The organism is Shewanella goraebulensis (genome assembly GCF_030252245.1).
GTDB classification, from domain to species: Bacteria; Pseudomonadota; Gammaproteobacteria; order Enterobacterales; family Shewanellaceae; genus Shewanella; species Shewanella goraebulensis.
In genome coordinates this window covers 3,680,762-3,707,126 of record NZ_CP126972.1, presented here as the reverse complement: position 1 = coordinate 3,707,126, position 26,365 = coordinate 3,680,762, and the positions used below count along the sequence as shown (strand labels likewise).

21 protein-coding genes are annotated in these 26,365 nt (G+C 39.1%); 10 read left to right on the top strand and 11 right to left on the bottom strand.

All coding sequences use genetic code 11. The features are described from left to right. Positions 1-62: 62 nt before the first annotated feature. The 3 genes from deoA (at position 63) to deoD (ending at position 3,456) form a co-directional block, all read left to right on the top strand. The gene (gene deoA, locus QPX86_RS15710; protein WP_285163165.1) at positions 63-1,394 is read left to right on the top strand and encodes a thymidine phosphorylase; all 1,332 of its coding nucleotides are present in this window, start codon (positions 63-65) and stop codon (positions 1,392-1,394) included. 11 nt (positions 1,395-1,405) lie between these two features. Then, positions 1,406-2,620, top strand: coding sequence for a phosphopentomutase (locus QPX86_RS15705; protein ID WP_285163164.1), 1,215 nt, complete (start codon positions 1,406-1,408; stop codon positions 2,618-2,620). 125 nt (positions 2,621-2,745) lie between these two features. Beyond that, positions 2,746-3,456: a purine-nucleoside phosphorylase gene (gene deoD / locus QPX86_RS15700; RefSeq protein ID WP_102526917.1), complete on the top strand. Its 711-nt coding sequence runs from the start codon at positions 2,746-2,748 to the stop codon at positions 3,454-3,456. Positions 3,457-3,542: 86 nt separating this feature from the next. On the opposite strand, the gene QPX86_RS15695 is transcribed toward deoD, so the two are convergent. Beyond that, positions 3,543-4,382: an AhpA/YtjB family protein gene (locus tag QPX86_RS15695; protein WP_285163163.1), complete on the bottom strand. Its 840-nt coding sequence runs from the start codon at positions 4,380-4,382 to the stop codon at positions 3,543-3,545. Between the two features lie 87 nt (positions 4,383-4,469). Between QPX86_RS15695 and serB the strand changes: the two genes are divergently transcribed. Both serB and QPX86_RS15685 read left to right on the top strand, forming a co-directional pair. Beyond that, positions 4,470-5,456, top strand: a complete 987-nt coding sequence (gene serB / locus QPX86_RS15690; RefSeq protein ID WP_220752897.1) for a phosphoserine phosphatase SerB — start codon at positions 4,470-4,472, stop codon at positions 5,454-5,456. Positions 5,457-5,705: 249 nt separating this feature from the next. Then, the gene (locus QPX86_RS15685) at positions 5,706-6,608 is read left to right on the top strand and encodes an alpha/beta fold hydrolase (protein ID WP_285163162.1); all 903 of its coding nucleotides are present in this window, start codon (positions 5,706-5,708) and stop codon (positions 6,606-6,608) included. Positions 6,609-6,682: 74 nt separating this feature from the next. Here the strand turns inward: QPX86_RS15685 and QPX86_RS15680 are convergent, their stop codons facing one another. Beyond that, on the bottom strand, positions 6,683-9,067 hold the full coding sequence (locus QPX86_RS15680; RefSeq protein WP_285163161.1) for a PilZ domain-containing protein: 2,385 nt from the start codon (positions 9,065-9,067) through the stop codon (positions 6,683-6,685). A 210-nt stretch (positions 9,068-9,277) separates the two neighbouring features. Between QPX86_RS15680 and radA the strand changes: the two genes are divergently transcribed. Then, on the top strand, positions 9,278-10,651 hold the full coding sequence (gene radA, locus QPX86_RS15675; RefSeq protein WP_285163160.1) for a DNA repair protein RadA: 1,374 nt from the start codon (positions 9,278-9,280) through the stop codon (positions 10,649-10,651). A gap of 205 nt (positions 10,652-10,856) precedes the next feature. Here the strand turns inward: radA and QPX86_RS15670 are convergent, their stop codons facing one another. After that, positions 10,857-11,216 carry a PilZ domain-containing protein gene (locus QPX86_RS15670; RefSeq protein WP_285163159.1) on the bottom strand — a complete coding sequence of 120 codons (360 nt, stop codon included), beginning with the start codon at positions 11,214-11,216 and terminating at the stop codon, positions 10,857-10,859. 263 nt (positions 11,217-11,479) lie between these two features. Beyond that, a complete protein-coding gene (locus QPX86_RS15665) occupies positions 11,480-12,757 on the bottom strand; it encodes a YjiH family protein (RefSeq protein ID WP_374758480.1) in 1,278 nt (425 codons plus the stop codon). A 531-nt stretch (positions 12,758-13,288) separates the two neighbouring features. Between QPX86_RS15665 and QPX86_RS15660 the strand changes: the two genes are divergently transcribed. Further along, entirely contained in the window at positions 13,289-13,996 is a 708-nt protein-coding gene (locus QPX86_RS15660) for a hypothetical protein (protein ID WP_220752879.1), read from the top strand. A gap of 21 nt (positions 13,997-14,017) precedes the next feature. On the opposite strand, the gene QPX86_RS15655 is transcribed toward QPX86_RS15660, so the two are convergent. Further along, the gene (locus tag QPX86_RS15655; protein ID WP_285163158.1) at positions 14,018-14,917 is read right to left on the bottom strand and encodes a U32 family peptidase; all 900 of its coding nucleotides are present in this window, start codon (positions 14,915-14,917) and stop codon (positions 14,018-14,020) included. 11 nt (positions 14,918-14,928) lie between these two features. Further along, positions 14,929-15,930 carry a ubiquinone anaerobic biosynthesis protein UbiU gene (ubiU, locus tag QPX86_RS15650; RefSeq protein WP_220752875.1) on the bottom strand — a complete coding sequence of 334 codons (1,002 nt, stop codon included), beginning with the start codon at positions 15,928-15,930 and terminating at the stop codon, positions 14,929-14,931. A 136-nt stretch (positions 15,931-16,066) separates the two neighbouring features. Here ubiU and ubiT point away from each other — a divergent pair, with 136 nt between their 5' ends. Further along, on the top strand, positions 16,067-16,588 hold the full coding sequence (gene ubiT / locus QPX86_RS15645) for a ubiquinone anaerobic biosynthesis accessory factor UbiT (RefSeq protein WP_220752874.1): 522 nt from the start codon (positions 16,067-16,069) through the stop codon (positions 16,586-16,588). Positions 16,589-16,724: 136 nt separating this feature from the next. Here the strand turns inward: ubiT and QPX86_RS15640 are convergent, their stop codons facing one another. Beyond that, positions 16,725-16,976 (bottom strand): YfhL family 4Fe-4S dicluster ferredoxin, encoded by a 252-nt coding sequence (locus QPX86_RS15640; RefSeq protein WP_220752867.1) that lies wholly within the window; start codon positions 16,974-16,976, stop codon positions 16,725-16,727. Positions 16,977-16,981: 5 nt separating this feature from the next. Next, on the bottom strand, positions 16,982-18,379 hold the full coding sequence (gene trhP / locus QPX86_RS15635) for a prephenate-dependent tRNA uridine(34) hydroxylase TrhP (protein ID WP_220752861.1): 1,398 nt from the start codon (positions 18,377-18,379) through the stop codon (positions 16,982-16,984). A gap of 231 nt (positions 18,380-18,610) precedes the next feature. Here trhP and QPX86_RS15630 point away from each other — a divergent pair, with 231 nt between their 5' ends. Beyond that, on the top strand, positions 18,611-19,453 hold the full coding sequence (locus tag QPX86_RS15630) for an HDOD domain-containing protein (protein WP_220752860.1): 843 nt from the start codon (positions 18,611-18,613) through the stop codon (positions 19,451-19,453). Between the two features lie 140 nt (positions 19,454-19,593). After that, entirely contained in the window at positions 19,594-21,102 is a 1,509-nt protein-coding gene (locus QPX86_RS15625; RefSeq protein WP_285163157.1) for a putative bifunctional diguanylate cyclase/phosphodiesterase, read from the top strand. A 151-nt stretch (positions 21,103-21,253) separates the two neighbouring features. On the opposite strand, the gene QPX86_RS15620 is transcribed toward QPX86_RS15625, so the two are convergent. The 3 genes from QPX86_RS15620 to QPX86_RS15610 form a co-directional block, all read right to left on the bottom strand. Then, positions 21,254-21,688, bottom strand: coding sequence for a thioesterase family protein (locus QPX86_RS15620; protein WP_259651240.1), 435 nt, complete (start codon positions 21,686-21,688; stop codon positions 21,254-21,256). A gap of 120 nt (positions 21,689-21,808) precedes the next feature. Next, on the bottom strand, positions 21,809-25,570 hold the full coding sequence (locus QPX86_RS15615) for an EAL domain-containing protein (RefSeq protein ID WP_285163156.1): 3,762 nt from the start codon (positions 25,568-25,570) through the stop codon (positions 21,809-21,811). Between the two features lie 313 nt (positions 25,571-25,883). Continuing rightward, positions 25,884-26,357 (bottom strand): LabA-like NYN domain-containing protein, encoded by a 474-nt coding sequence (locus QPX86_RS15610; protein WP_285163155.1) that lies wholly within the window; start codon positions 26,355-26,357, stop codon positions 25,884-25,886. Positions 26,358-26,365 lie beyond the last annotated feature (8 nt).

The following is a 26,365-nucleotide window of genomic DNA, read 5'->3' as shown; positions in this document are numbered from 1 at the left end:
CTTGTTAAGGTGAAACTCTTGATTTTAAGTATGAATAAAAGGGTTTCATTGGAGGAAGTAGTATGTTTCTCGCTCAAGAAATTATTCGTAAAAAACGTAATGGTGAAGCTCTCAGCAATGCTGAAATACAATTTTTTGTAGATGGTATTACTCAAAATACTGTCTCTGAAGGCCAAATTGCCGCTTTTGGTATGGCTGTTTACTTTCAAGATATGAACATGGATGAGCGTATAGCCTTAACTACAGGTATGCGTGATTCTGGTACCGTGCTTAATTGGGATTCATTGTCATTAGATGGTCCAATTATCGACAAGCACAGCACTGGTGGTGTTGGTGATGTAATTAGCTTAATGCTCGGCCCAATGGCTGCGGCGTGTGGCGGTTATGTTCCTATGATTTCTGGCCGCGGTTTAGGCCATACTGGTGGCACACTCGATAAGTTTGATGCAATTCCTGGTTACCAAACCGAACCCTCAAGTGAGTTATTCAGAAAAGTTGTTAAAGAAGCTGGTGTGGCGATTATTGGCCAAACAGGTGATTTAGTCCCTGCCGATAAACGCTTTTACTCAATTCGTGATAACACCGCAACCGTTGAGTCTATTTCGCTTATTACAGCGTCAATTCTATCTAAAAAGCTAGCTGCTGGTCTCGATGCTTTAGCTATGGATGTAAAAGTGGGTAGCGGTGCATTCATGCCAACTTATGAAGCATCTGAAGAGCTTGCTCGCAGCATTACAGCCGTTGCCAATGGCGCTGGAACCAAAACAACAGCGTTATTAACAGACATGAACCAAGTGTTGGCGTCATGTGCTGGTAATGCGGTTGAAGTGCGCGAAGCTATCAACTTCTTAACAGGTCAATACCGTAACCCTCGTCTTTATGAAGTGACGATGGGCTTATGTGCCGAAATGTTAGTGTTAGGTGGTATTGCCCAAAATGATACTGATGCTCGTAATAAGTTAAATACTGTACTTGATAACGGTAAAGCTGCTGAAATATTTGGCCGCATGGTATCTGGTCTTGGCGGGCCGACTGACTTTATCGAGTCATATGATAAATATTTACCTCATTCACAAATAATCCGTCCTGTGTATGCCTCTAAACAAGGTTATGCTCATAGTATGGACACCCGCGAATTAGGATTAGCTGTAGTCACACTAGGTGGTGGGCGTAGAAAACCTGGTGACAAACTAGACTATAGTGTTGGCTTAACTGATGTGTGTGCTTTAGGTGACTTTGTTTCTACTGATAAACCTATTGCTATGGTGCATGCACAATCTGAAGCGGCGTTTGATGAAGCGTCTGCTGCGGTTCAACAAGCGATAAAAATTGAAGATTCAGCGCCTGAAAAAACGCCTGAAATCTATCGCTATATCCGTGCTTCGGATTTATAAGGAGTTAAATTATGAAACGTACATTTATTATGATGCTGGATTCGTTCGGTGTAGGTGCAGCCACTGACGCTGATAAATTTGGCGATGTGGGTTCTGATACATTCGGTCATATTGCTCAAGCATGTGCAGAAGGTAAAGCAGACATTGGTCGTCAAGGCCCATTGAAACTGCCTAACTTGGCTAAGCTTGGCTTAGGGCATGCGGGTTTTGAAAGCACAGGTAAATTTGCTGACGCTTTTGGCGATAATGTAGATGTTATCGGTGCTTATGGTCATGCAGATGAACTCAGCTCTGGTAAAGATACCCCGAGTGGCCATTGGGAAATGGCGGGTGTACCTGTTCTTTATGAATGGGGTTACTTTTCTGATTTAACCAATTCATTTCCACAAGAGTTAACTGATAAAATCTTAGCTCGTGCCGGTTTAACCGAATTTTTAGGTAATTGTCACGCATCAGGTACTAAAATACTTGAAGAGCTTGGTGAAGAGCATATGCGCTCTGGTAAACCTATTTTCTATACTTCAGCTGATTCGGTATTTCAAATTGCCTGTCATGAAGAAACTTTTGGCTTAGAAAACCTTTATCGTTTATGTGAGATCACTCGTGAAGAGTTAGAACCTTATAATATTGGTCGTGTTATTGCGCGTCCATTTGTAGGTACTGGCCCTGATGATTTCGCTAGAACAGGTAACCGTCATGACTATGCGGTATTACCCCCAGCACCAACTGTACTAGATAAGCTTAAAGATGCCGGTGGTGAAGTGGTGAGTATCGGTAAAATTGCCGATATTTATGCCAACAGTGGTATTACACAAAAGTTTAAGGCAACTGGACTTGAAGAGTTGTTCGATGCAACGCTTGAACAAGTGAAGCGTGCAGGTGATAACACTATCGTGTTCACCAACTTTGTGGATTTTGACTCTCATTATGGCCATCGTCGTGATATCGCAGGTTATGCGAAAGCGTTAGAGTATTTTGACCAACGCTTACCTGAGTTGTTGGCATTATTAAATCCAGAAGATTTAATTGTATTCACTGCTGATCATGGTTGTGATCCAAGCTGGCAAGGTACTGAGCATACTCGTGAGCGGGTGCCCGTGTTGGCATTAGGCGCTGGTTTAGCTGCAGGTTCATTAGGTCGTCGTAATAGTTTTGCTGATATAGGTCAGTCAATTGCTAGTTACTTTGGGCTTGAACCGATGGAATATGGTGAATCTTTCATTTAACAATGAAACATTACTATCTTCTAACGATATTTTGTTAATAAATATAGTAGAATCGCATTCGGTAATTAAGGGGATGACTTAATTACTAATATTAAAGATTTAAGATAAAAATATAGGGGTTTTTCATGGCTACACCACATATTAATGCTGTTGACGGTGCTTTTGGCGAAACAGTTTTATTCCCAGGCGATCCATTACGTGCAAAATACATTGCTGAAACGTTCTTAGAAAATGTTGAGCTAGTGACTGATGTACGTAACATGTTTGGCTACACTGGTACTTATAAAGGGACTCGCATCTCTGTTATGGGTTCAGGTATGGGTATTCCTTCTTGTTCAATCTATGCTCACGAGCTAATCAAAGAATACGGTGTTAAAAACCTGATTCGTGTTGGTACTTGTGGCGCAATCAGCACTGACGTAAAAGTTCGTGACGTGATCATCGGTATGGGGGCTTGTACTGATTCACAAGCAAACCGTCTACGTTTCAAAGGTCAAGATTTTGCTGCTATTGCAGATTACGGCCTAATGAGTGCTGTAGTTGATTCAGCTAAAGCTCACGGTACTAACATCCGTGTTGGTAACGTATTCTCAGCTGACTTATTTTACACTCCAGATCCTTCTATGTTTGATACTATGGAAAAAATGGGTGTATTAGGCGTCGAAATGGAAGCTGCAGGCCTTTACGGTGTAGCTCACGAACTTGGTGCTAAAGCATTATGTGTAGTGACTGTTTCTGACCATATCAGAACTGGCGAAAAAACGTCTTCTGATGAGCGTCAAACTACATTCAATGACATGATCGTAATGACATTAGATGCGGCAATTACTCTTTAATATCGAGTTATTTTGTTAAGCACAAAAAAGGGATAACGTTGTCGTTATCCCTTTTTTAATGTCTTTATTGAGTATGGCTAATTTGCTTATTTATCTGAAGCTTTCTTTGAAGCAATGTTGTCTTCTTTCTTAACCGGCTCATCTGTCATACCTGAGAGCTCTTGATACTCTAAATCAGTCATTTCAGAATTACTTAGCTCGTCACTTCCTTGTTGACTGTCAATTAGCTCACTGTCACTTTGTTCTTGTTGATTAAGTTGTTCTTCATCTAATTCGTCATTTTCAGCGGCATTTTTTTGCAATAAATTACTGTTTTTTCGACCTTGTTTCGCGCGTGTTTTACGGCGATCAAAATCAGCGCGTTTAAAGGATAATGCTCTTGATAGTAGTAAACCAATGATGCCCGCGACGATGAGCATAGTTTGCTGTAACTTCATATTTTCTTGATATAAGGTTTTTATTTCATCAAAGAAAATGCGTAAATTGAGTCGAACCTCAATATAGCCCAAGTTATTTTCGCCTTGGAGTACGTTTTCTATCATCGGCGGATAAGGGGAAAGAAGTTGTTTTAATTCTTGGTCATCAGCATCAAATTCATCTTCAGATACTGATTGTGCAAAGGCAAGTCTAACACCTTGGGCATCATAGATGTTCACCGACATGACTTTAGGGTCATCAATGAGCGCGTTTGCAAGCCACTGAAGTTGCTCATCATTTTGTAGGTACATAGCAGGGGCTGCCCCATTAGCTGCTTGTTGAGCCAATAATCTAGCCATGATTTGAGTTTGAGAGTTAAGCAGTTGCTGGCCATTATTGAGGCTTGACTTCCACAGGTGTGTGAGTCCAATTAACAGTATAATCGCCAAGACGATTTGAACAATCCTGCTGATTCTTTGACTTTTCTTAAGACCTTTAACAAAAATCACTTTAATCCTTGGTAAATTTTCTATTTAATTAATACTAATCGAAATAAATCATAGTAGATAGTCGCAATCATTGAGGAAATGCAGTCGATGGAAAGTCAGAAAAATAAACAAGCGCTAACGTGGTTATTCTCAGGGTTTGATGCGTCTTTTACTTACAGTGATATTACATTGACTCGCTATTTTGAAGATGAGTTTCTCAATAATATCCAAATTAAACAGCCACACCGGTTTAGAGTTATCTTTGATGAATTAGCTTTAGAGCAAATCAGTAAGTGGTTTGAGCTATTAAATCAAGATTGTTCAATCGCAGTATTGATGCGTCACAATAGCTTAAAGGGATTCGAGATTGCTTCATCTACGCGGTTAACTGATTTAATAGCGCATTTCCCATCAGATATTAAAGCTGAGCTACTTGAGGTGACTCAGCCATTACCAAGCTTTTTTAAGCCGGGTCTATTAGTCATGGACATGGACTCTACAGCAATTCAAATAGAATGCATTGATGAACTTGCGGCTATGGCTGGTGTGGGCGAAGCCGTTTCTGAAGTGACAGAAAGAGCAATGCAAGGTGAATTGGATTTTGAAGAAAGCTTGAGATTACGAGTAAGTAAGTTAGCTGGTGCAAGTGAAGATATTATCGCCGCATTATGTGAAAACTTACCGTTAATGCCTGGGCTTGAAAGCTTAGTTGCTGAACTTAAACCAAATGATTGGAAATTAGTGTTAGCGTCAGGAGGATTCACTCCCTTTGTTGGTCATTTAAAAGAACTGCTAAAACTGGACGCTGCTTACGCTAATGAACTCGTTATTGAAGATGGCAAGCTTACAGGTGAAGTGACAGGGCAAGTGGTTGATGCACAGTATAAAGCTGATGTAATCGATAAATGCAGCGCTGAGTGGCAAATAGCGATAGGGCAACGCATGGCGATTGGAGATGGTGCTAATGATATCCCTATGGTTAACGCAGCAGACTTTGGAGTAGCGTTTCATGCCAAACCTAAACTGCTTGCTGCGGCAGATGCGAGTATTCAAAAACTCGATTTACGTTGTTTAGTGTTTTATCTACAAGGTTAATTAACTTTTTCTAGTCAGTTGATTTATCAATCAATGTTGATAGCTGTAACTGTTTTAGTTTTTGATGATAGATTAAAATGTTTACAGCAAATTCTCCTTGATTGAGTTACTAAACTGCGGCTAATCTTTTCAAGGCTGCAGTTTACTCGATTGACTTGTTATTAGATTTTTTACTCTAATTAACTTGAAATTAACACTCGCTGTGTTTAACGTAGTTATATTCATGATGTCGGATGTAGCCAAATTTGTATGCAGCAATCTCATTACCTTCCTTATCGAGACGGAAAACTTCACCTTCGTCATCTTAAAGCACTGCCTTTATCTTCATCTGTGAATCATAATCGAGCCCCTATTTTGATGCTTCATGGTGCTATGTCTAATGGGCGTGTTTTTTACAGTCCGTCAGGGAAAGGCTTAGGGTGTTATCTTTCTGAACAAGGCTATGATGTTTATGTACTCGATACAGCTGGCAGAGGGGAAAGTGAACCTAGGATTAGTCCTGATTATCATATGGGCCAAACAGAGGTCATTTTGGAGCAATTGCCAATAGCGCACGATTTTGTGCTCAAACATGCTACTGCGGAAAAAGTACATTGGTGCGCGCACTCATGGGGCGGGGTATTGATGGCGAGTAGTTATATTCGTTTGGCATATTTACGAAAACAAGTCGCATCTTTTGTGACTTTTGGTAGTAAACGAACCATTAAAGTGAAGTCATTTCGCAAAACCATGATGGTGGATTTATTTTGGAATCGACTCGCACCGCTGATGACTAAGTATCAAGGTTATCTTGCTGCTGATAAATACCGCCTTGGGATGGATAACGAAAGCAAGCTGTCATTGTTGCAAACCATTGATTGGGTAAGAGGCGATTGGATTGATGCTGATGATCAATTTAATTATACCGAAGCGGTGCAAAACATTGTTTGGCCGCAGAGCTGGTTTATAGCCGGCAAAAAAGATTTTGTGTTAGGTAATCCGTCTGATGTGAAAGATATGATGAAAGAGTGCGGGCTTGCTAATGCAGATTATACTTTGCTTGCTAAGCGTAAAGGATTTAAACGTGACTACACTCACGGCGGTATGTTAACGGATAAATTGGCTGTGACAGATCATTTTCCACTTGTAAGTGATTGGTATAACCGATTTTGAAATTAGCATGTGTGTTAGTTTAATCAATATCACCAGAGCCGTTTAATTTTGACCTGAATAGTTTAGCTTTCTTGCTAATGGTGAAGGTGTAATTCAGGGAAACGTACTTCGACTTCAGCGGTAATATCTAACAGTTCTCCGCTACCAATAACCTGCCATAAGCGTTCTTCAAGCTGCTTTGCTCTATGGTTGGCATGAATGGTGATATATTCCATTTCGCGGCGGATATAGCTCATGTCTGGCTTTTCAGTGGCACCATAATAAACTCTAAGTGCCATAAAGCGTCCAACTGCTTGAGCATGGCTAATAAACTTTATTTGCGCTGTACGACTATCAAAGTCATTCATTAATTGTGATTGAATATTGATGGCGCCTCTTCCTTGACGAGATATTTGCAGAAAAACTTCAAAATATTTTGCTCCATCAATAGGTTTCATCGCTCTAATGGGGTCGATGATAAGTTGTTTAAACTGAGTTTCATCAAATAATGGTGTTAAATTAAAATTAAGAGGTTTAATTGAGCCAGCTGCAAATAAATGGCTAATTTCATCGGTTTTAGTGCCAATACCAATACAGGCTAATTGAGCTGACTTTTTGGTTTTCTCAACAAAGTAGGGAACACCAACAAGTTGTCTAAGCAATAAGTTCTTCATCCCATCAGCCAATTCTTTTAACTCGCCTTCGTCATCAGACAACTGCTCAAATTTATCTCGATTATGGTTAATGAGCTTGTTCAGAAATTCAACCCCAGCATGTGGCTCGTGACCAACAATTGCTGATAAATGTAGCGTTTGGTGATCGTTTCGACTGCGGATAAGTTGATATGGTAATTTTGACAGCTCGGTTTTACCTGCAATAGCTTGAAGTTTAGGGAAGTTTAATTTGACTTCGGCAGGGGCTGAAAACTGGGTGTTATCTTCAAGGGTAAACTGAATTCCGCGTGTCGAGATATCATGAGAGATCCCACGACTTTTCTTACCGCTTTGTTCAATTTCAATGATGGTTTTAAAAGCGAAACGAGCCTCTCTTCTTCGCTCACTAAAGGGCATGGATAAACGCTTTATTGTGTTCTTTTTCAGCTTGGTTTGGTTAAAGAGTTTAAGTTCATTAACGTTATCGCCTTCATTAAACCATGCTCTGTAATTGGGTCTTACATCTTCATTGGTCAAATCAATAAGTTGCAATATATAGCTGAATCTAGCTAATTGCTGCTCAGTTAATGCTGAGTAGTGGTCTTCGTCACCTGGCAACGTTGAGGTTTTATAATTGAGTTTATGATCAACCTTTTGCTGAACGACTTTAAAAATACGCCAACTGAGTTTTGCCGCACCAAAGCCAAAAAATAGCTGCATGGAGTCGTGCTGTTTTAACTCATGTAATGAAGCTGAAAAGTACTGGGTAACACCTTTGGCTTGGTGGGTAAAACAAAAAAACAAGCTATGATCCGTTTCATTGGGATATTTAATTAAGTTAACCAAACGATTATTGGTGAGCATGCTGGGCAGTTGGCTCACTTCTTTTTCATCAATAAAATATTGTAATATTGGTTGATTACCTCGACTTAATAATTGATGACTGATAAATGGCTTGCCGTTAGATACTGAAATATACAGCGGCATATGGGCTAACATTGGCAGGTAATGACGCTCGAACCCTAAGCCTGTAGCATTGACAATGACGTCATTTACATCAACTTTATAGCGAAACTTATAACCGCGGATTAATTCAGTAAGAACTTTATCTAACTCAACACTATCGCCTATTCGACGTAAGCGCATAATGGCATTATCATCTTTGTTTTGGACATCTACAATTTGATAATCAACCCCATTTTGTAGGTCTTCAAAAAAGAACTCTTCATTAAGTTCCAGCAGCTTAATACGCAAAGGCTTATCTTGAACAAAGCGATGTTTAGTTGGAAGTCGAACTCTAGCTCCGCCCACCGATAAATCAAGGCTTGCACCGAAAACCTCCGAGCCGCCACTTTGAGATGCAGAGATACGAATGGAGTAGTTCATGCGTTCTTCACTGCGATTAAAGTAACTTCCCATTACAACACCAGGCACCACTAACTCTGAGGTTTCGTTAACTGGTTCTTGTTTATTTTGACGTAATTGTTTCTTACGCTGCCTATGTTCATTAAGTACATGCTCATAAACACCGATAGTGTATTTATTACGGTAAATTTGTAGGGCTTGAACGAGTGAAGCTTTTGCGGGTTCATCTAGAAAGTGACGCTGCGTAGCAATTTTGACTTCTTCACACCCTAGTTCTGTTTTTTCGCGCAAATCGATAATGCGAGTACACAAGGCAGAAAGACGATTGAGCTCCATTTTTAGAAGAAATCGAGTCGAATTAGATTCGTCGATAGTCAGCTTTTCAAAGACATCTTTGAAGTCTGGCTCCATCAGTAGCGGCTTTAGTTGTTCTATCAGCTGACTATGGTCTTCTATGCTCATTGGCTCTTTTCAATTATGGTGCGATAACTAGGTGCTAAATTTAAGCCTGACTGGTAATCTTATCGGCTCAATACATACTTACTTTATACAAATTTAATTTATGTGTCTGTTAAAGCAAGTAATATAATTATTTAAATACGATATTAACCCGTTAAGGTTAAATATTACTCTTGAATTCAATTTAAGGGTTTAACTCAGCGACAGAGAAGCATGGCAAAAAATAAAACAGCGTTTGTATGTAATGAATGTGGACAGGATTTTCCACGTTGGCAAGGTCAATGTAGTGCTTGCCAAGAATGGAATACTATTTCTGAAGTGCGCATTGCTGCGGTTAAGCCATCTTCAGCATCTGTAGCAGGTTATGCTGGTTCAGTGGGCGGTGGCTCTAAAAAACTAGGTGACGTTGAAGAGTTTGAAGCGCAAAAGCAATTAACGGGTATTGGCGAACTCGATCGAGTACTGTGTGGTGGACTTACTACGGGGTCTGTCAATATTATTTCTGGCGATCCTGGGGCTGGCAAAACTACCTTATTGTCTGATTTGATTGCCCGTATGTCACAAGTGATTCCATCGCTATATTGTACCGCTGAAGAATCATTGTCGCAGTTTAAAAACCGAGTTAACCGACTCAAGCTTAACTATAACGAAGATAATTTGTATTTAATGGCAGAAACCAATGTTGAAGCTATTATTGCCGAGCTTGATGCAAAAAAAATTAAGTTTGCAGTTATCGATTCGATTCAAGCTGTGGTGTCTGACTCAGCAAATGGTAGCCCAGGCTCACCATCACAAGTTAAAAGTAGCGCACAAGCTTTAACTCAATATTGTAAGCAAAATAACGTGACGATGTTTTTAGTTGCTCATGTTAATAAAAATAACGAAACCGCTGGGCCACAAACCTTAATTCATATAGTCGATTGTCTTACCCACATTGAGTGTAATGACGGTCAGATAAGAACCTTAAGAGCTAATAAAAACCGTTTTGGTGATGTCGATACTGTTGGCATTTTTAAAATGACTGAGCGGGGCATGATAAGTGTCGATAACCCAAGCGAAATTTTCTTATCAGGATCGACAACAGAATCTCCTGGCGCTGCGATTACTTGTATTCGAAAGGGGAATCGCAATTTATTGCTTGAGATCCAATGTTTAACTACTGAAACCGAAGGCGAGTTTCCACAGCGGGTTTGTGTGGGATTAAACATGAATCGGATCAAGATGCTGACAGGTGTACTGCGTAAGCATACCCGCACCAAAATCTTTCATGATACCTACTTCAACCTTGTCGGTGGCCTTAAAATTGATGAGTCGGAAACCTGTATTGATTTAGCTTTAGTGACTGCTTTACTCAGCAGTTTGAATGACTTTGTTGTGCCAAGAACCACTTGTATTATGGGTGAATTGAGTTTGAATGGTGATGTCCGTCCAATTGATAGTGGAGTGCCAAGAGTAAAAGAAGCGGTGCAACACGGCTTTACTGAAGTGTATATTCCTCACCGAAACTATCACAAGTCCATGGAAGGTTTAGGGGCTAAGATACACCCGATTAAAACGATACATGAATTACTTGAGTTAATTAATTAGCTTTATACAGTAGAGGTTAGGAAGGTTGCTATTTGATGCAGAAAGTGGCCTTAGAGTATTTTTTATTTGATAACTAGATTATTACAGTGAACAATCATTGGCCTTGAAAGCCTATATTGTCTAACCTTTGGGCCTAATGTACTCACTGGTGATTGTGATAACTGCCATCTTTATCTATATCATTTTTCAGCGCCATTGAGGGGCATTACAAACTAATCAATTGAGCTAATTCTCGTTGCAATATAGCCTCATCACCAATATTGAGTTCAATAATGCGTTTTAAGTGACTAATACTGTCGAGGTCAATGTGATGGCATTCTAGACCTAAGTGATTGACTTCTTTATGAACCAATATTGTATCCATACTTAATACAATATCTGATTCAGGCAGTAAAAAGCTTAAAGCAACTTCTTTTCCTTGGTTCGCAATAAAGCCTTTTGGAGTCGATACTAACGCGCCGTTGATACTTAAATCTAAAATATCAGTGCGATAAGTTTTGCCTTCAATAGTGATGGAAGCAGTAGCGGCAAATAAGGTACGCGTGAACTTTCTTCTTTCATCCATAAACTATTCCACCCACTTACTGAAGCGACAGATTAATGATGACATAGTTTGTCAGCTGTCATCATTGTTGTTTTATTAGTAAATTAAGAATACGCGATATCAAAATGAATGCCAATAATGACTTAGTTACAACATAAAGGGTTGAAACATTATCACCATGACCCAGAGCCTACACATAAACAGACTGAAACAAAAAAAGGAGCCTTTGGCTCCTTTTTTTATTGGTAATACAGATTATCAATCGCTATGGGAATAACTATTAACTAAACCAGTAAATGGCCACATAGCGCAATAACAGGTAATGTCACTAACGTACGTAGAATAAATACCACAAACAACTCGAAAAAGTTAACTGGGATTTTGCTACCAATCAATAATGCGCCCACTTCACTCATGTAGATTAACTGTGTCACTGATAAAGCGGCAATGACAAAGCGAGTTAAGTCAGACTCAATTGAACTGGCTAAAATTGATGGTAAGAACATATCAGCGAACCCAACCACAATTGTCGTTGAAGCAACATCAGCCTCTGGTATTTGTAGTAGTTCTAATAAAGGAATAAACGGCATACCTAGGTAATCAAAAATAGGTGTGTTTTCCGCTAAAACTAGGGCAACGGTACCGATAGCCATTACTACTGGAATAATACCAAACACCATATCTACAACATTCTTAACACCTTCTTGCAGAACATGCTTAACGCCGCCTGCGCGAGATGCTTTATTTAATGCTTGCTCAAAACCCCAAGACATTACGCCATGTCCCTTAGGGATCATTTCATCATCTGGATGACGAGGTGTGTTATCGATATATAAGTCTTTTTTCCACGATAATGGCGGTAACTTAGGCACGATAATCGCGGCAACAAAACCGGCTAAACAAACAGTTAAGTAAAATGGCACGAACAGATGTTCAAGTTGAACTTGTGAAATAACAACTAAACTGAAGGTGATAGATACCGCAGAGAAGGTTGTGCCAATCACAGCAGCTTCACGTTCAGTGTAAAAACGAGTTTCGTATTGTTTGTTGGTCATTAAGATACCAACGCTACCGTCACCCAACCACGAAGCCATACAGTCAATAGCACTTCTTCCTGGTAGATTGAAAATAGGGCGCATGAGTTTGGTCAGCATTGTGCCGAAAAACTCTAATAAGCCAAAATTTAGTAACAAAGGTAATAACATACCAGCGAAAATGAATACCGAGAATAGCACCGGTAGTAAGTCGTTGAGAACTAACGCGCCAGTATCAGCGGAATAAATGGCCTCTGATCCTATTTCTAAATAGGTGAGTACAATAAATACAGCGCCTAAAATGCGTACGATCAACCAAAAAGGTGACACATTGAGTAAGGTGTTAAGAAAAGGTTTATCTTGCACCAATTTAGGTTTAATGATTTTTGTTAGCACGGATATGATTGCCATAAACACGACAATACAGGTGACGATTAATGGCAGTATTTCAGCAAACTGACTTTGAACCGCTTTTGACAAGATTGCAATTGGGATAGTAATTGCGTCGTTATAACTTATCGGAGTCATGAATAATAACAAACCGATCAGTGACGGGATGATAAAGGTCAGTATTGTCTTTATGTTATGTTTTTGTGTTTCTTGAGTCACTTTATATATGCCTTACCAATTGACCACATAATTATGGTTGATTGTGTCAAACCGTCCAGTGGGAAAAATGTTGAATGTCCATTCAATGATGCAATAAGCGAGGCAAGGTTACCTGCTTATCTAGTCTAAGTAAAACTATTCACTTTAACGAATAGTTATTGAGTTATTTTGCTTATCTATATTCTATAGGGTTTATTGGTAAATGCACGTATTAATTTGTTTGTAATCAATGTGTTGCCTGTTTGTTTTGTTGTGGTTTCTTTGGTGTTGCCTGAGTTAGTGCGACTTGTTTCAGCTTGAAACTGTTACAGAAGGGGTTATAAATAGCGTATTTTTTTGAAATGAACACTTAAATTTAAATCTAAATCTAATACATTTAGATGTGAGTAGGGGTTTTATCCATTAAGATTGAGTATGATAGAGCTGAATTTATAAGGAAATGTCCAAACAGTGATCATTAATAAAACGGAAAATATCGCAAGGTTAGCTTACCTATTTGGTTTGTTGGGTTTGTTCGGCCTTTTTCTTGGTATCGTTTTATCTATTGCAATTGAATATATTCAGTATGGTGATAAATATAGTTTATTGCAGTTCTCATTAAGTGAACTGGGGACTTATAATCGCTCATCTACTGCGATTTTGATTAATGGTGGTTTATTCTTCGGAAGTTTAAGTTTAACCATGAGCTGTTTGTTTGGGTTACAAATGAGTAGTCGATTCTCCAGTGGCTTATTTTGGTTGTCACTAGTGATTACTTTTATCTCCCTTGCTGCCATTGGTTTGTTTCCACTTAATGTGCATCACTTACACATACATGCAGTTTCTATTTATATCTACTTTGGTTTTGTGAGTGCTGCTTTGTGTCTTATTGAGTGTGCTATAGAGCGAAAAATGCCACTGTGTATGCCATTTATTTTGAGCTGTATGATTTTACTGATCCATGGTGCTATTTTATCTCATGAGTATTGGCGTGAAAGTATAGGTGGTAAACCTATATCTGAAGGTATGTTGTTTCAAGCCATAGTGTCGCAATCACCTAAACCTGAAATATGGTGGTTATCAATATTATTTTGGTGCAGTATTGTAACGATGTGGATATGGATGCTGAGTATTTGTCGATGGTATTTTTTGCCCCACCGACAAGGCAAAAGGTCTTAATTATTCTATAGTCTACAGTTACTATATTTGCTCTAATCCTGCTTGTCCAAACCAATAGCCATTGCATGCTTGCGGGCTTAGTTTTTTATTAAGCTCTGCAGTTGTCATGATAAGTTCATTTTCTAACTGTGGTGATGTGAGTTTATTTGCCAGTTCATTAGCAATATTCAAACATTCGATACTGCTCGGAGAAATCCTAAAGTAATCCACGCCCATTTTTTGCATTGTCATCAACTCGTCTGTTAAGTCAATATGTGAGGCAGACTGAGTTTGAATGCCATTAAGTCTTAGCAGGTCTTGTTGCTCTTGAGTTTGAGCTAGTATTCCTTTTGGGTATTGCTGACAAATTGTTTCACAATTGTCTTTATTTAAACCAAAATGTTTAGCAGTAAAACAACGGGCTGAATGCGCTAATGGTATGTAGCCATGCCCCATAACTTCTACTTCAAAGTTTGCTTTAGCCGGCTGAGATATCACATTATTCAACCATACTTTTGATAATTCAAAAGGCATAACAAACCGCTTCATTCCCATAGTTTGTAATATATCTAAACTGGCACGGTTATAGTTGTTAATCGTAGGCCCGCAAATGAATGGGACTTTTGCCTGTCTAGCAAGTTGCACAGCAGCCATATCATTCGCTTCAATACTAAACTCGCCATTATCGATATATTTTTTAAGTTCTGATAGCTCTGACTGGGCTTCAATTAATGCCATAGTTGATAACACGACTTTTTTGCCATGACTTTTGAGCATCTGAGCTAATTCAAGGTAATCATTAAATTTAAGCAAGCGGCGCCTGCTACATACGGTTTCGCCCAAGTACACTGTATCAACTTGGCTGTTTGCTGCCTTTTGATAAAATTGTTCAATCGTAGCTTTATCCCAGCAAAAACTTACTGGTGCGAGAGAAATCTTCATTAATATTTACCTTACTGCCATTGGCGTTCGTATGCGCCTAATGTGGTGACTTGTCCTTCAGACACTTTTGCGAGAACTTGATTCCATCTAGCTTGCTCGGTAAAAGATTCAGGGTGGTTTAAAAAGCTATCAATTGCTTCTCGCCAAACTCGTGTGACTTGCTCAACATAGGCAGGGCTGCGCTGTCTTCCTTCAATTTTTAAAGATTTAATGCCAGCTGATGCCAGTTGTGGCAGCAGACTTAAGGTATTCAAACTTGTTGGAGATTCTAATAAATAGTTTGCTTGGCTCTGATCTTCAGCGATATAGCGGCCTTTACATACCACAGGGTAACCAAGTTGTTGGTTAACGCCTGAAGTATCAATTAGCACTTCATTTAACCGAGTTAGGCATTTATCGCCTTGTTCTTGCCATCTGACATGCTTAGCAGGAGAGCAAGAGCCGCCAGTATTAGGTGATTGACCGGTAACATAAGAAGACAAGTGGCATCGGCCTTCGGCCATAATGCAAAGACTGCCAAAGGCAAACACTTCTAGCTCAACACTGCTATTTTTAGCTAAATCTTTAACTTGTTTAATTGATAACACCCGTGGCAATACGGCGCGCTCGATATTAAATGCTTGCTGATAGAAATCTAAAGCTGCAAGGTTGGTTGCACTGGCTTGAACTGATAAATGCAGTGGCAAATGTGGATAGCGACGGCTTGCATAATCTAATAGTGATATATCTGCGGTGATCAGTGCATCCATACCTATATTGGCTGCTAAGTCGATGGCTTGATACCAGCGGGATTCTTCACCTGGTTTTGGAAAAGTATTAAGTGTTAAAAAGACCTTTCTACCTTGACTGTGAGCAAGCTTGGTGGCTTGTTTTATTTGTTCAGGAGTAAAGTTCAATCCAGCGAATGAACGGGCATTGGTATCATCTTTTAATCCAAGATAAACCGCATCTGCACCAGCTCTAAAAGCGGCTTTTAACGAAGCTAAATTTCCTGCGGGGCACAAGAGTTCCATTTTCTCTCTCTCTAATTGCTGTTGAAAGGGAGTGTAAAGTTGAATGACGTCACATGAATTGATTTGAAACAGGTTTCAATTGATAAAATGTGAGTAAACTAGCTTAAATATAATTCTAGGCAGTGTAGGAGTATGAATGTCTATTAGTTTTTCAAGTAAAGTTGCTAAAAATGTATTAGGTTTAGCGCCAAAAGTGGCCACACAATCATTGGCAGTCGTGCCTGAAAAAGTCAAATTGGATCTGTTAGCTAAGCTGCTTACTTTGACATTATCTGAGCAAATTAAGTTCGGTGAATTAGACTTCTTACAATCTAAATGGGTGGCTATTTCAGTACAAGATATTGGCTTACATTTTGAAATCAGCTTTGATGGGCAATTGTTATTACGTCCGCTAACTAAAGCTGATGTGACTTTTACTGCTAATGTTCCTGAGTTATTACTTGTTGCGGCAGCTAAAGAAGACCCTGATACCTTATTCTTTCAGCGTAAACTGCGTATTGAAGGGGATACTGAGTTAGGTTTAGAGGTGAAGAATTTACTATTAGGCATCGAGCTAGAAGCGCTGCCACAACCTGTACGGTTAAGCATTGAAAAGTTGGCCATTACGTTACAAACGCTGCAAAGCTATTCTAATGACAACAATTCTGCGATGGCGTAAAGCAAATTACGTTTTAAACTTGATTATTGAAGCAAGTGATAAAAAATGAGTAATAAAAAAGGCGCTAATAAAGCGCCTTTTTTGATCTTTATACCTTGGCCTAAAGTCATAAATGTAAGACTAGTAGTAAGTGAGCTTAAACTTTTCCGGTAATCACTTGGTACTTGTACTTTAACTCTTCAGGCGTTTCAGCATGTGCAGGGTCTGGATCGATACAGTCAATCGGACAAACCGAAATGCATGTTGGCTTGTCGTAATGTCCTACACATTCAGTGCATAAAGCAGGATCGATTTCGTAAATCTCTTCACCCATGGTGATAGCTTCATTAGGGCATTCAGGCTCACACATGTCGCAATTGATACAGCTATCGTCAATTATTAAAGCCATAAATATTACTCTGCTGGTGCCGTTTCTTGGTGCGGGTTTCGAGAATCTTGCCCTTGAGGAAGATTTCGCATCAAAATAGCTTTGTCTAATTCAACTTCATTAGGCACAGATAAGAACACGAAATGTCCTGAACCTAGCCCAGCTTCCACTGACTCGCCTTTACGGTTAACTAATTCTGAAATGGTTAAGGTTAAATTGCCTTGTGGCGTCATTACTTCGACACTATCACCAACTAAGAATTTATTTTTTACATCAATTTCTGCAGCGCCAGCTTCATTGCGCTTACCGGTAAATTCACCGACGAACTGTTGGGTGTCACTAATTGAATAACCGTAGTCATAGTTTTGATATTCATCATGTACGTGACGACGCAAGAAACCTTCGGTGTAACCGCGATGCGCTAACCCTTCAAGGTTATGCATCAATGTACGATCAAAGTCATTGCCAGCAACTGCATCTTCAATCGCTTGGCGATAAAGTTGTGCGGTGCGAGCGACATAATAAAATGACTTTGTGCGGCCTTCGATTTTTAATGAATCCACACCCATTTTCGTTAAACGCTCAACATGTTGAATTGCACGTAGGTCTTTCGAGTTCATGATGTAAGTGCCGTGCTCATCTTCATAAGCTGGCATGTATTCACCAGGGCGACCAGGTTCTTGAAGTAGTACTACTTCATCAGAAGGCTGGCCAGCGCCTAATGTAGGCGTTTCTATTTGCACGCCATTTTGATCGACAATACCTTGCGGGTTAACCGCAATAATATCGCCAGTCTCAGTTTGCTTAGCTTCATGAACATCATACTTCCAGCGACATGCGTTTGTGCAGGTACCTTGGTTAGGATCGCGTTTGTTGATGTAACCTGAAAGCAGGCAACGACCTGAATAAGCCATACATAAAGCGCCGTGCACAAAGACTTCTAGTTCAATATCTGGACACTGCTGGCGAATCTCTTCAATTTCATCAAGTGATAACTCACGAGACAAGATGACTCGTTTAATGCCTTGTTGCTGCCAGAACTTAACTGATGCCCAGTTAATCGCATTGGCTTGTACAGACAAATGTACTGTTTGATCTGGGAAAGCTTCACGTACCATCATGATAAGACCCGGATCTGACATGATGACCGCATCGGGTTTCATATCAATCACTGGCGCCATATCGCGGATATAGGTTTTTAATTTGGCGTTATGTGGTGCAATGTTACTTACCACATATAACTTTTTGTTTAGCGCATGGGCTTCTTTAATCCCCATGGCAAGGTTTTCCATTTTGAAGTCATTATTTCGAACGCGTAAGCTATAGCGAGGTTGACCTGCATACACCGCATCTGCACCATAGGCAAAGGCGTAACGCATGTTCTTTAATGTTCCTGCTGGAGACAATAGCTCTGGTCTAAACATAATCACTCTCAATTTGATGGAAATTCACGCACAGCGCGGGGGGCGGCATTTTACTTAAGTATGGTTGCTTAATGCAAATAATTCATCTGTGATTGTGGGCTTTGTCTAATTTAACTATGACTAATTAAATAAACTGTTTTATGAAGATTAGTGCTTTTTCTTTATTCAAATAAGTGACATAACTGATATAATCCGAACAAAGCAACAACAATAAAATAACAGGCGGTATGCATGACAACTGAACACCAATTATTGGTTGGGCTATTAAAGAAGCTTAAAGACGACGCTTTAGTGCTTCCTACACTGCCTGAAGTGGCCATGAGGGTACAGGAAGTCGTGTCGCAACCAGACTCAAGTTTAAAACAAGTCGGTGACATTATTGGTCAAGATGCAGCGATTTCTGCGCGTATCATTAAAGTCGCAAATAGTGCTTTATATAGCCGAGGTAATAAAGCTGAAAATATCAGCGCTGCAGTTAATCGTATTGGGCTAATACAAATTAAATCTATCGTTACTTCGGTAGCTCTTGAGCAGTTATTTATTTCGACCAATGAAATGGTTTGGCAAGTGATGGATGAAGTCTGGCAAACATCAATTGAAGTCACTGCGTCTTCAGGAGCGATGTTGTCGATGTACAATAAGCGCAACCCAAGTAAAAAGCTTGACCCAGAAACACTGACACTTGCAGGGCTTGTGCATAACATTGGCGCTTTACCTGTATTGTCTGAAGCCGAATCAAGGCCTGATGCATTTAGCAGTATTGATCAATTGCGGGGTTTAGTCCGTAAAATGCAAGGTCCAATTGGTCGCGCTATTTTAAAAACTTGGGATTTTGCGCCAGAGGTAATGGAAGTTGTGGAACGATGGGCTGATTTACATTACATGCCAGAAAACGTAACGTACTTAGACTTTATTCGATCGGCAGCATATTACACAGGTGAGCTAAGAGCTGGACTAGAGCTTGAGCAACGCTTAGATATTTTTGCTACTCGTGGGTTGCCGGTTACACCTGAAGATTTAGAGAGTGATGAGTTTTTAGAGGTTTATCATTCTATTAAACAAAGTTATCAATAACAACGTCAATATCAGTCCACGCATAAAACCGTAAGATAGCTTGAGTTAGAAACGCTTTGACTCGCCTTACTCAAATTAAAATGAAAGTATTTACTATAATACGGTCATATAAACGGTTACAGAATTAGGAGCAGTAAATTGTGTTAAGCATTGAAATTATCATTGTACTGTTTATCGCACTTATTCTGTTGCTTGGGATTGTATTAGGCGGTTATTTCCAGCAAGGCAAGTTTATTGCTGAATTAACCCAGACATTAGAGTCTAATAATGTGACTCAATCACCGCTGAATTTTAAGCATACTCCCCGCGCGTTTAAGCCACTTGTTCATAACCTCAATTTGTTTCAACAAAATAACCCTATCACGCTTGAACGAGACAAATTGACGGGTTTATCAAATCGGGTTGGGTTTAAAAGAAAAATGTTTGCCAAAATGCCAGCAACAGAAGGTATGTTAGTGCTGGTGGACATTCAGCAATTTAGATTTGTGAATGATTTATTTGGGTTTATATTTGGTGATCAGCTACTTAAATCGTTTGCAAAGCGAATCAAAGAATTAGGCAACCCTCCCCAGTTTGTGTCAAGAATGAATGGTAATGAGTTTTTGCTGTTTTACCCAAAGCAGATTTCTAGTTTTGAATTAAATAGCATCAAGCAACATTTGCAAAAGCCTTTTGAGATTGAGCAAACGCCAATCAGCATTAAGGTTCAGTTAGGGGTGTTAGAGTTACACGATCATCATGCTGATGTCAGTTTAATGTTGAGGCGTTTAGATTTAGCTCTTAAAAAGGCGAAAGTGAGTAATAAGGATATTGCTTTTTATAATCAAGATGATGATAAAGCGCAGTATCGTGAATTGATGATTATTAATAGCCTGCCTAAAAGCTTAAAGCAGAATCAGTTGCATATGGTGTATCAACCCAAGCTTGATATTAGTTCTGGTAAGTGTGAGCAAGTTGAGGCTTTAATACGTTGGGAACATTCTGGGTTAGGAAATATTCCGCCGACTGAGTTTATCCCGCTCGCTGAACATACAGGTGTTATTGATTTAATCAGTAAATGGGCACTAGAACAGGTACTAAAGCAACAAGTGAAGTGGCTGCAACAAGGCATTAATATTAAAGTCGCAGTTAATTTATCGACTAAAGATTTAGAGAACCAGCACTTGCCAATCGACATCAGTAATTTACTGACTCAATACAAAGTGCCTGCTGAAAACTTGATGATTGAAATTACAGAAAGTGCTTTGATGCTGGATTTAGCTAGAACAATTGAAACCTTGAAAGAAATCAGAGAACTTGGGGTCAAAATTGCCATTGATGATTTTGGTACTGGCCATTCTTCACTCGCTTATTTACGCCACTTACCTATTGATGAAGTTAAAATAGATAAAGCATTTTTGGATGATTTTAATTGTGATATTCAAGCGAATAAAATCGTTAAGACAAGTATTGAATTAGCCAAAAGCTTAGGTTTTGATGTGACAGTTGAAGGGGTGGAAACAAAGGACGTATTTGATACCTTAATTGAGTTTGGCACAGATACGATTCAAGGCGAATATGTGAGTAAACCACTGATAGCCGCGGATTTGGAGCTACGTTTTTCGCAACTCATTCAACAACCATTCGTCTCTATACCCACTAAGCATTAGTAAGATTGAACACTTAAAATAGCTTTTACGAATCACCTTGTTAACTACCATTATCGTTAAACTACCATCATCGTTTATCTATCATCTAGTTTATGAGTCATTGGCTCATAAACGGATAAACGCTTTACTCAGCACTATCAAAGATTGATATTCAGCTAAATTTTTCTGTTAATTGTTCAATTAAGTTCATCGGCATTGGTGCCATTTGACGTTGCTGGTTCATGCAGACCATTTCAATGGTTGCAGTTACTGCTGGTTTTTTTGCATTGGGGCGCCAAATTTCTTGTAGCCATACCGTGCGATATTTGCTTTCGAAATAATATTTAGTTCTTACATCGACAATATCCGCAAATTCGACACCGTCATGACACAACATATCGGTTCGATATACGGCAAAACCCAATTGTTGTTGTTGCCATAAGACATTGAGGACATTTGCGCCTATGACATGTTCTCGTGCTCGCTCAAAATACTTTAAGAAATTAGGATGGTAAACAACGCCTGAAAAATCGGTATCTTCGTAATATATTTGCACAGGAAAATGAAAGGTAGGGCTGTATTCAATTGTTTTTTGAGTCATTGTCATTATGGTATCGTAGTTGAATAAGGCTATTGTCGCTTATTTAAAAGGGTTTCTATAGCCCTAATTAGCCCACTTCACTGAAAAAGAACCTCATCAGACCACAAGTAATAAATTAGGGTAATGTTAGTCGACTTTGTTAAAGCGACTTTTACTTTTGAGCATTTTGCTAGCAAGGTGCTCCTCGACAGCTGGACTGAATAAATATCCTTGGCCTGTAGTGCAATCTAACTCAATGAGTTTGAGCTTTTGTGAGTCAGTTTCTATGCCTTCAGCCACAATATGCATATTAAGTTCATTGCCGAGTTTGACAATATTTTTAAGTACAATTTCTGTAGCGTGGTTATCCAGTAATCCTTTCAAAAATCCTTGATCTATTTTTAAGGTATCCAGTGGAAAATGAGTTAAATAATTCAACGATGAAAATCCAGTACCAAAGTCATCTAATGCAATTCGAACATTAAGCTTTTTAAGCTGTTTAAGTACGATTTCTGCAGTGTCAAAATTTTCAATCAGTAAGGATTCTGTGATTTCTAACTCGAGCTTTTCAGCCGGGAAACCTGTTTGGTGCAAAATTGACTCTATGTGTTCGCAAATATCTGGCTGCGAGAGTTGTATGGGGGAAATATTAACTGAGATATTGTCTTTCAATAATCCTTGTTGATGCCATTTTTGACCATCGGTACATGCTTGCAGCAATACCCAATAGCCAATCTCAATAATTTGGCCATTACTTTCAGCTTCAGGAATAAACTTAACCGGTGGTATAAGCCCTTCGGTTGGGTGATACCACCTTAATAATGCTTCAAATGAGGATACTTCACCAGTCACTAGATTGACTTTGGGTTGATAATGTACCTTGAATTGCTCATTCACCAGTGCAATTTTTAATTGCTGTTTTATAGTGGTTTTTTCAAGTAATGCTTGTGAAAGAGACTCATTAAAGAAGTAAGCGTTATTACGACCAGCATGCTTTGCTGCGTACATGGCGGTATCAGCGTGTTTCAGTAAGGTTTTAGAGTCGAGACCATCTTCAGGGAAGCAAGCGACTCCAATACTGGCGGAGCTAGTGATCCAGTGGGCTTTTATTTGATAACCGGTATTAATACTGGTACGGATTCGTTCTATTACATTAATGAGTTTGGCTTGCGTGCCTGGGTGTTGAATGATGATTGCAAACTCATCCCCCCCTAATCTCGCAAGTAAGTCGTTTTTACTTAAGGTGTTGGATAACCTCTTACTGACCTCGATGATTAATTCATCGCCAATATCGTGCCCCATAGTGTCATTAACTTCTTTAAAATAATCCAAATCAATGAATACGACTGCCGCTGGTTTATGCACATCAGTAACGGTTAATTCGAGCTTGGCATTAAATCGAAAGCGATTGGATAAACCCGTTAAGCTGTCGTAGTTTGCTCGGTTACTCAGTTCGGTTATTTTTTGATATCGAGTAAATAAATACAATAAGGTGAGTAAGGTACAAATAAGGATTAAGGTAATAATTGCATAAAACCACCATGCTTGTTTTACCTTAAAGTCAAAAGAGGCAACATGAGGGCTCCAGCGTCCATCACTGTTGCTGCCTTGGACAATAAAGGAGTAATCTCCAGCATTGAGGTTTGTGTAAGTTGCTGAAGTATTGCTGCCAGCATATACCCAGTTTTCATCAAAACCGCGTAAACGGTAGCGATACTGGTTTTTATTAGGCGCAGTAAAATCCATTGATGCAAAGGAAAATTGAACAATATTTTGTTCGTATTCAAGTTGTACGTCATTCATATTTTGATTGCTATTAGCGCCAATAAACTGCTGGTTTGCTATTAACGCTGAGGTAATATGAACTTTGGGTTTAAAGGTATTACTTGTGATTGATTTGGTGTCAATCTTAAATAAACCGTTATTTGACCCCAAATATAAGTGGTCATTTTTCATTGCAATAGCAGAATCAGAAAATGAGCTATCTTTTTCATTAATTGCGCTAGGGTATTGAGTGACTTCAAAAGTACTGGTATTCATTTTTGCGAACTTTGATTGCGAGGTTACCCAAACAAATCCATCACCATTCCCCGTTACGCCTCGTAGAGTATTGGTGGTAAAACCATGATCTTTATTGAAGTATCTTATATTAACAGGATCGTCCCAACCTTCACCCACTCTAATTCGGGCAAGCCCTAAACCCTGAGTAGCAACCCAAATGTCATTTTTTTCATCCTGATAAATTTTAACGGTTCTAATATTTTCAGTATCGGTGCCAAGCGATAAATGTTTAACTTCATATGTTTCTGGGTTCACACGGTATATGGCATTGGTCGTTGCTAGCCATAATTCGCCGTTATGGATGAATTGCTTGTCAAAAGTAAAGTTACCTCCAGCTGAGTATGAATTATCATATTCTGTGAGTAATTGTTGTTTGATTCCTTCTTGGGGATTAAACAAGATAAGGCCGACATCTAAGTACCCTGAGATCCACACATTACCTTTGTTATCCGGTAACGCTAGATAAAAAGGACTATTAGGAAAATGGTGGGCATTACCTGGTGCATTACTAAAATGTTGTATTTCCTCATTAGCGATATTGTACAAAGATAGGCCATTTTCACCTGAAATCCACACATTGTCTTGGTTATCTAAAATTGCGCTATAGGGAGATTCTAATGACAAGTTCTCAATTGGGTTTAGTTTAATTGCTTCGGTTTTATCATTGATTTGGTTTATATTTTCTGAAGTCGTCACCCAAACTTTATTGTTTTCATCAGTATCGACCCAATAAATAAAAGGACTAGAAAGTTCTGGGGTGTATGGATGAGGTTTAAATATTCGGGTGCCATGCTTAAAAGGCGAGTAATACGAAGCGCCCATTGAAGTAGCGAACCAGATCCCTCCGGCTTGATCAAGTTGTAGTTCGTGTACTCTGTTATCGGCAATTGAATGGTGATTATATTCTTGGTGCTGGAGATGGGTAAAACTCATGGTATCAAGACTGACTCTGGTGGCGCCTTTATTGTGAGCCAACCAAAGTGTATTACTATTTTCAAAGAGCATATCTACTACGTTATTCGATGCTATTTGATCGATAGAAGGATTGTTTTTGTCAACCTCATAAATGATGACTTCCATGGTTTTAGGGTTAAAATCGACCAAGCCTTGTTGATATGTTCCTAGCCAAACTTGTTCGTCAGACACAACTTGAATAGCATTGACCGAACCTGTCATTATTTTATTGGTATCTGGATTGCTAGAGGTTACCTGTTCTAAACGCTTAGTTTCCCGATTAATGGTCGTAAGACCAAAATCGGTACTTACCCAGATTGTGCCCTGATAATCAGTAAATATACTATATGTGGAAGTGTCATAACGCTGGTTATCATCATCGTAAAGGAAGAAAGCTGTAAACGTTTTTGTCTTGGGGTCATATTGACTAATACCTGAGCCCGTCCCAAACCATAAACTGCCATCTTTGTCTTCGTAGATGCGGGTTATCCAACTAGAGCTTAAGCCATTCTGACTACTGAGAGTGTTATGTTGAATCATCTCATTTTCAGGGGTGAGTTGATTAAGTCCATCTTCGGTTGCTATCCAAATATTACCGGCTTTATCTTCATAAATGTCGGTTACATAGTTGTTGGATATATGGTTCTTTTCATTGGGTGAGAATTGAAAGTGAATAAAGTTAATACCGTCATACCGACTGGCTCCACTGTCAGAGCCAAACCAAATATAACCACTTCGCTGTTGATGAATGGTGGTAATGCTAGAAGAAAGTAACCCATCACTAACATTCAGTGTTTCAAGTTGAAATTGCTCCGAATGAGCAAAGGTAGTAATACTGCAATAGATGCAAATAGCAATGACAATGCAGTGTAGGGTAATTGCCCGCTGTAACATCAACTTCTCTGCTATTTACAATGATAAACATAACGTAATTGTTACATAAAAAAATGCTTCATGGAATCCTGAAGAAGCAAACTGCATGTTTGATATCCGCATTTAACTTATTGTTAACAAGTGTGTTTTTGTAAGGTGACTTTTTTAGTTTACTTAGGTGGGGGATAGAGAGTGACAATTTTTGAGCTTTTAAAGCGTTTAATTTATTGAGAAAATAATAGAAATAATCTAGAAGAATAGACTAAATAAATAGCCTGTAGAAAGCAGATAAGCGTTTTCTAAGGGAGAACGCTAAATAGCGTCGGAGCTTCAACTAAAGCAAGAGGTTTGATTCAATAGGTAAATGGCTACCGACAACATCAAGTAAAGACTTAGCTGTTAGACTTGAAACACTGATTACTTGAGTATCGCATCCAAACTTTTGAGCCACTTTTGCCATTAACAAATCAAAATCACCATCACCAGAAAGTAGGATGACTTTATCAACTTGCTCTGCATAATCTAGAACATCGATAGTAATACCGACATCCCAATCACCTTTAGCACTACCATCACTTCGTTGGATATAAGGTTTTAGTTTCACTTCAAAACCGATGTGTCGTAGAGCATCTTGAAACTTTACTTGGCCATCATCAGCAGGGGCGATAGCGTAAGCAAATGCATGTTCAATTTGTGCTTGTTGAGAGAGTAATTTAAATAAGGCGCGATAATTAAACGAACGGCCAAAAGCCTGCTTACAGGTGTAATAGATGTTTTGTACATCAACAAATACGGCTACTTTTTCCATTATTACAC

Excerpts from the sequence above, each read along its gene's own strand:
- deoA (WP_285163165.1), top strand. The coding sequence starts at position 63 with ATGTTTCTCGCTCAAGAAATTATTCGTAAAAAACGTAATGGTGAAGCT.
- QPX86_RS15705 (WP_285163164.1), top strand. The coding sequence starts at position 1,406 with ATGAAACGTACATTTATTATGATGCTGGATTCGTTCGGTGTAGGTGCA.
- deoD (WP_102526917.1), top strand. The coding sequence starts at position 2,746 with ATGGCTACACCACATATTAATGCTGTTGACGGTGCTTTTGGCGAAACA.
- serB (WP_220752897.1), top strand. The coding sequence starts at position 4,470 with ATGGAAAGTCAGAAAAATAAACAAGCGCTAACGTGGTTATTCTCAGGG.
- QPX86_RS15685 (WP_285163162.1), top strand. The coding sequence starts at position 5,706 with ATGCAGCAATCTCATTACCTTCCTTATCGAGACGGAAAACTTCACCTT.
- QPX86_RS15680 (WP_285163161.1), bottom strand. The coding sequence starts at position 9,067 with ATGAGCATAGAAGACCATAGTCAGCTGATAGAACAACTAAAGCCGCTA.
- radA (WP_285163160.1), top strand. The coding sequence starts at position 9,278 with ATGGCAAAAAATAAAACAGCGTTTGTATGTAATGAATGTGGACAGGAT.
- QPX86_RS15670 (WP_285163159.1), bottom strand. The coding sequence starts at position 11,216 with ATGGATGAAAGAAGAAAGTTCACGCGTACCTTATTTGCCGCTACTGCT.
- QPX86_RS15665 (WP_374758480.1), bottom strand. The coding sequence starts at position 12,757 with ATGACTCCGATAAGTTATAACGACGCAATTACTATCCCAATTGCAATC.
- QPX86_RS15655 (WP_285163158.1), bottom strand. The coding sequence starts at position 14,917 with ATGAAGATTTCTCTCGCACCAGTAAGTTTTTGCTGGGATAAAGCTACG.
- ubiU (WP_220752875.1), bottom strand. The coding sequence starts at position 15,930 with ATGGAACTCTTGTGCCCCGCAGGAAATTTAGCTTCGTTAAAAGCCGCT.
- ubiT (WP_220752874.1), top strand. The coding sequence starts at position 16,067 with ATGTCTATTAGTTTTTCAAGTAAAGTTGCTAAAAATGTATTAGGTTTA.
- QPX86_RS15640 (WP_220752867.1), bottom strand. The coding sequence starts at position 16,976 with ATGGCTTTAATAATTGACGATAGCTGTATCAATTGCGACATGTGTGAG.
- trhP (WP_220752861.1), bottom strand. The coding sequence starts at position 18,379 with ATGTTTAGACCAGAGCTATTGTCTCCAGCAGGAACATTAAAGAACATG.
- QPX86_RS15630 (WP_220752860.1), top strand. The coding sequence starts at position 18,611 with ATGACAACTGAACACCAATTATTGGTTGGGCTATTAAAGAAGCTTAAA.
- QPX86_RS15620 (WP_259651240.1), bottom strand. The coding sequence starts at position 21,688 with ATGACAATGACTCAAAAAACAATTGAATACAGCCCTACCTTTCATTTT.
- QPX86_RS15615 (WP_285163156.1), bottom strand. The coding sequence starts at position 25,570 with ATGTTACAGCGGGCAATTACCCTACACTGCATTGTCATTGCTATTTGC.
- QPX86_RS15610 (WP_285163155.1), bottom strand. The coding sequence starts at position 26,357 with ATGGAAAAAGTAGCCGTATTTGTTGATGTACAAAACATCTATTACACC.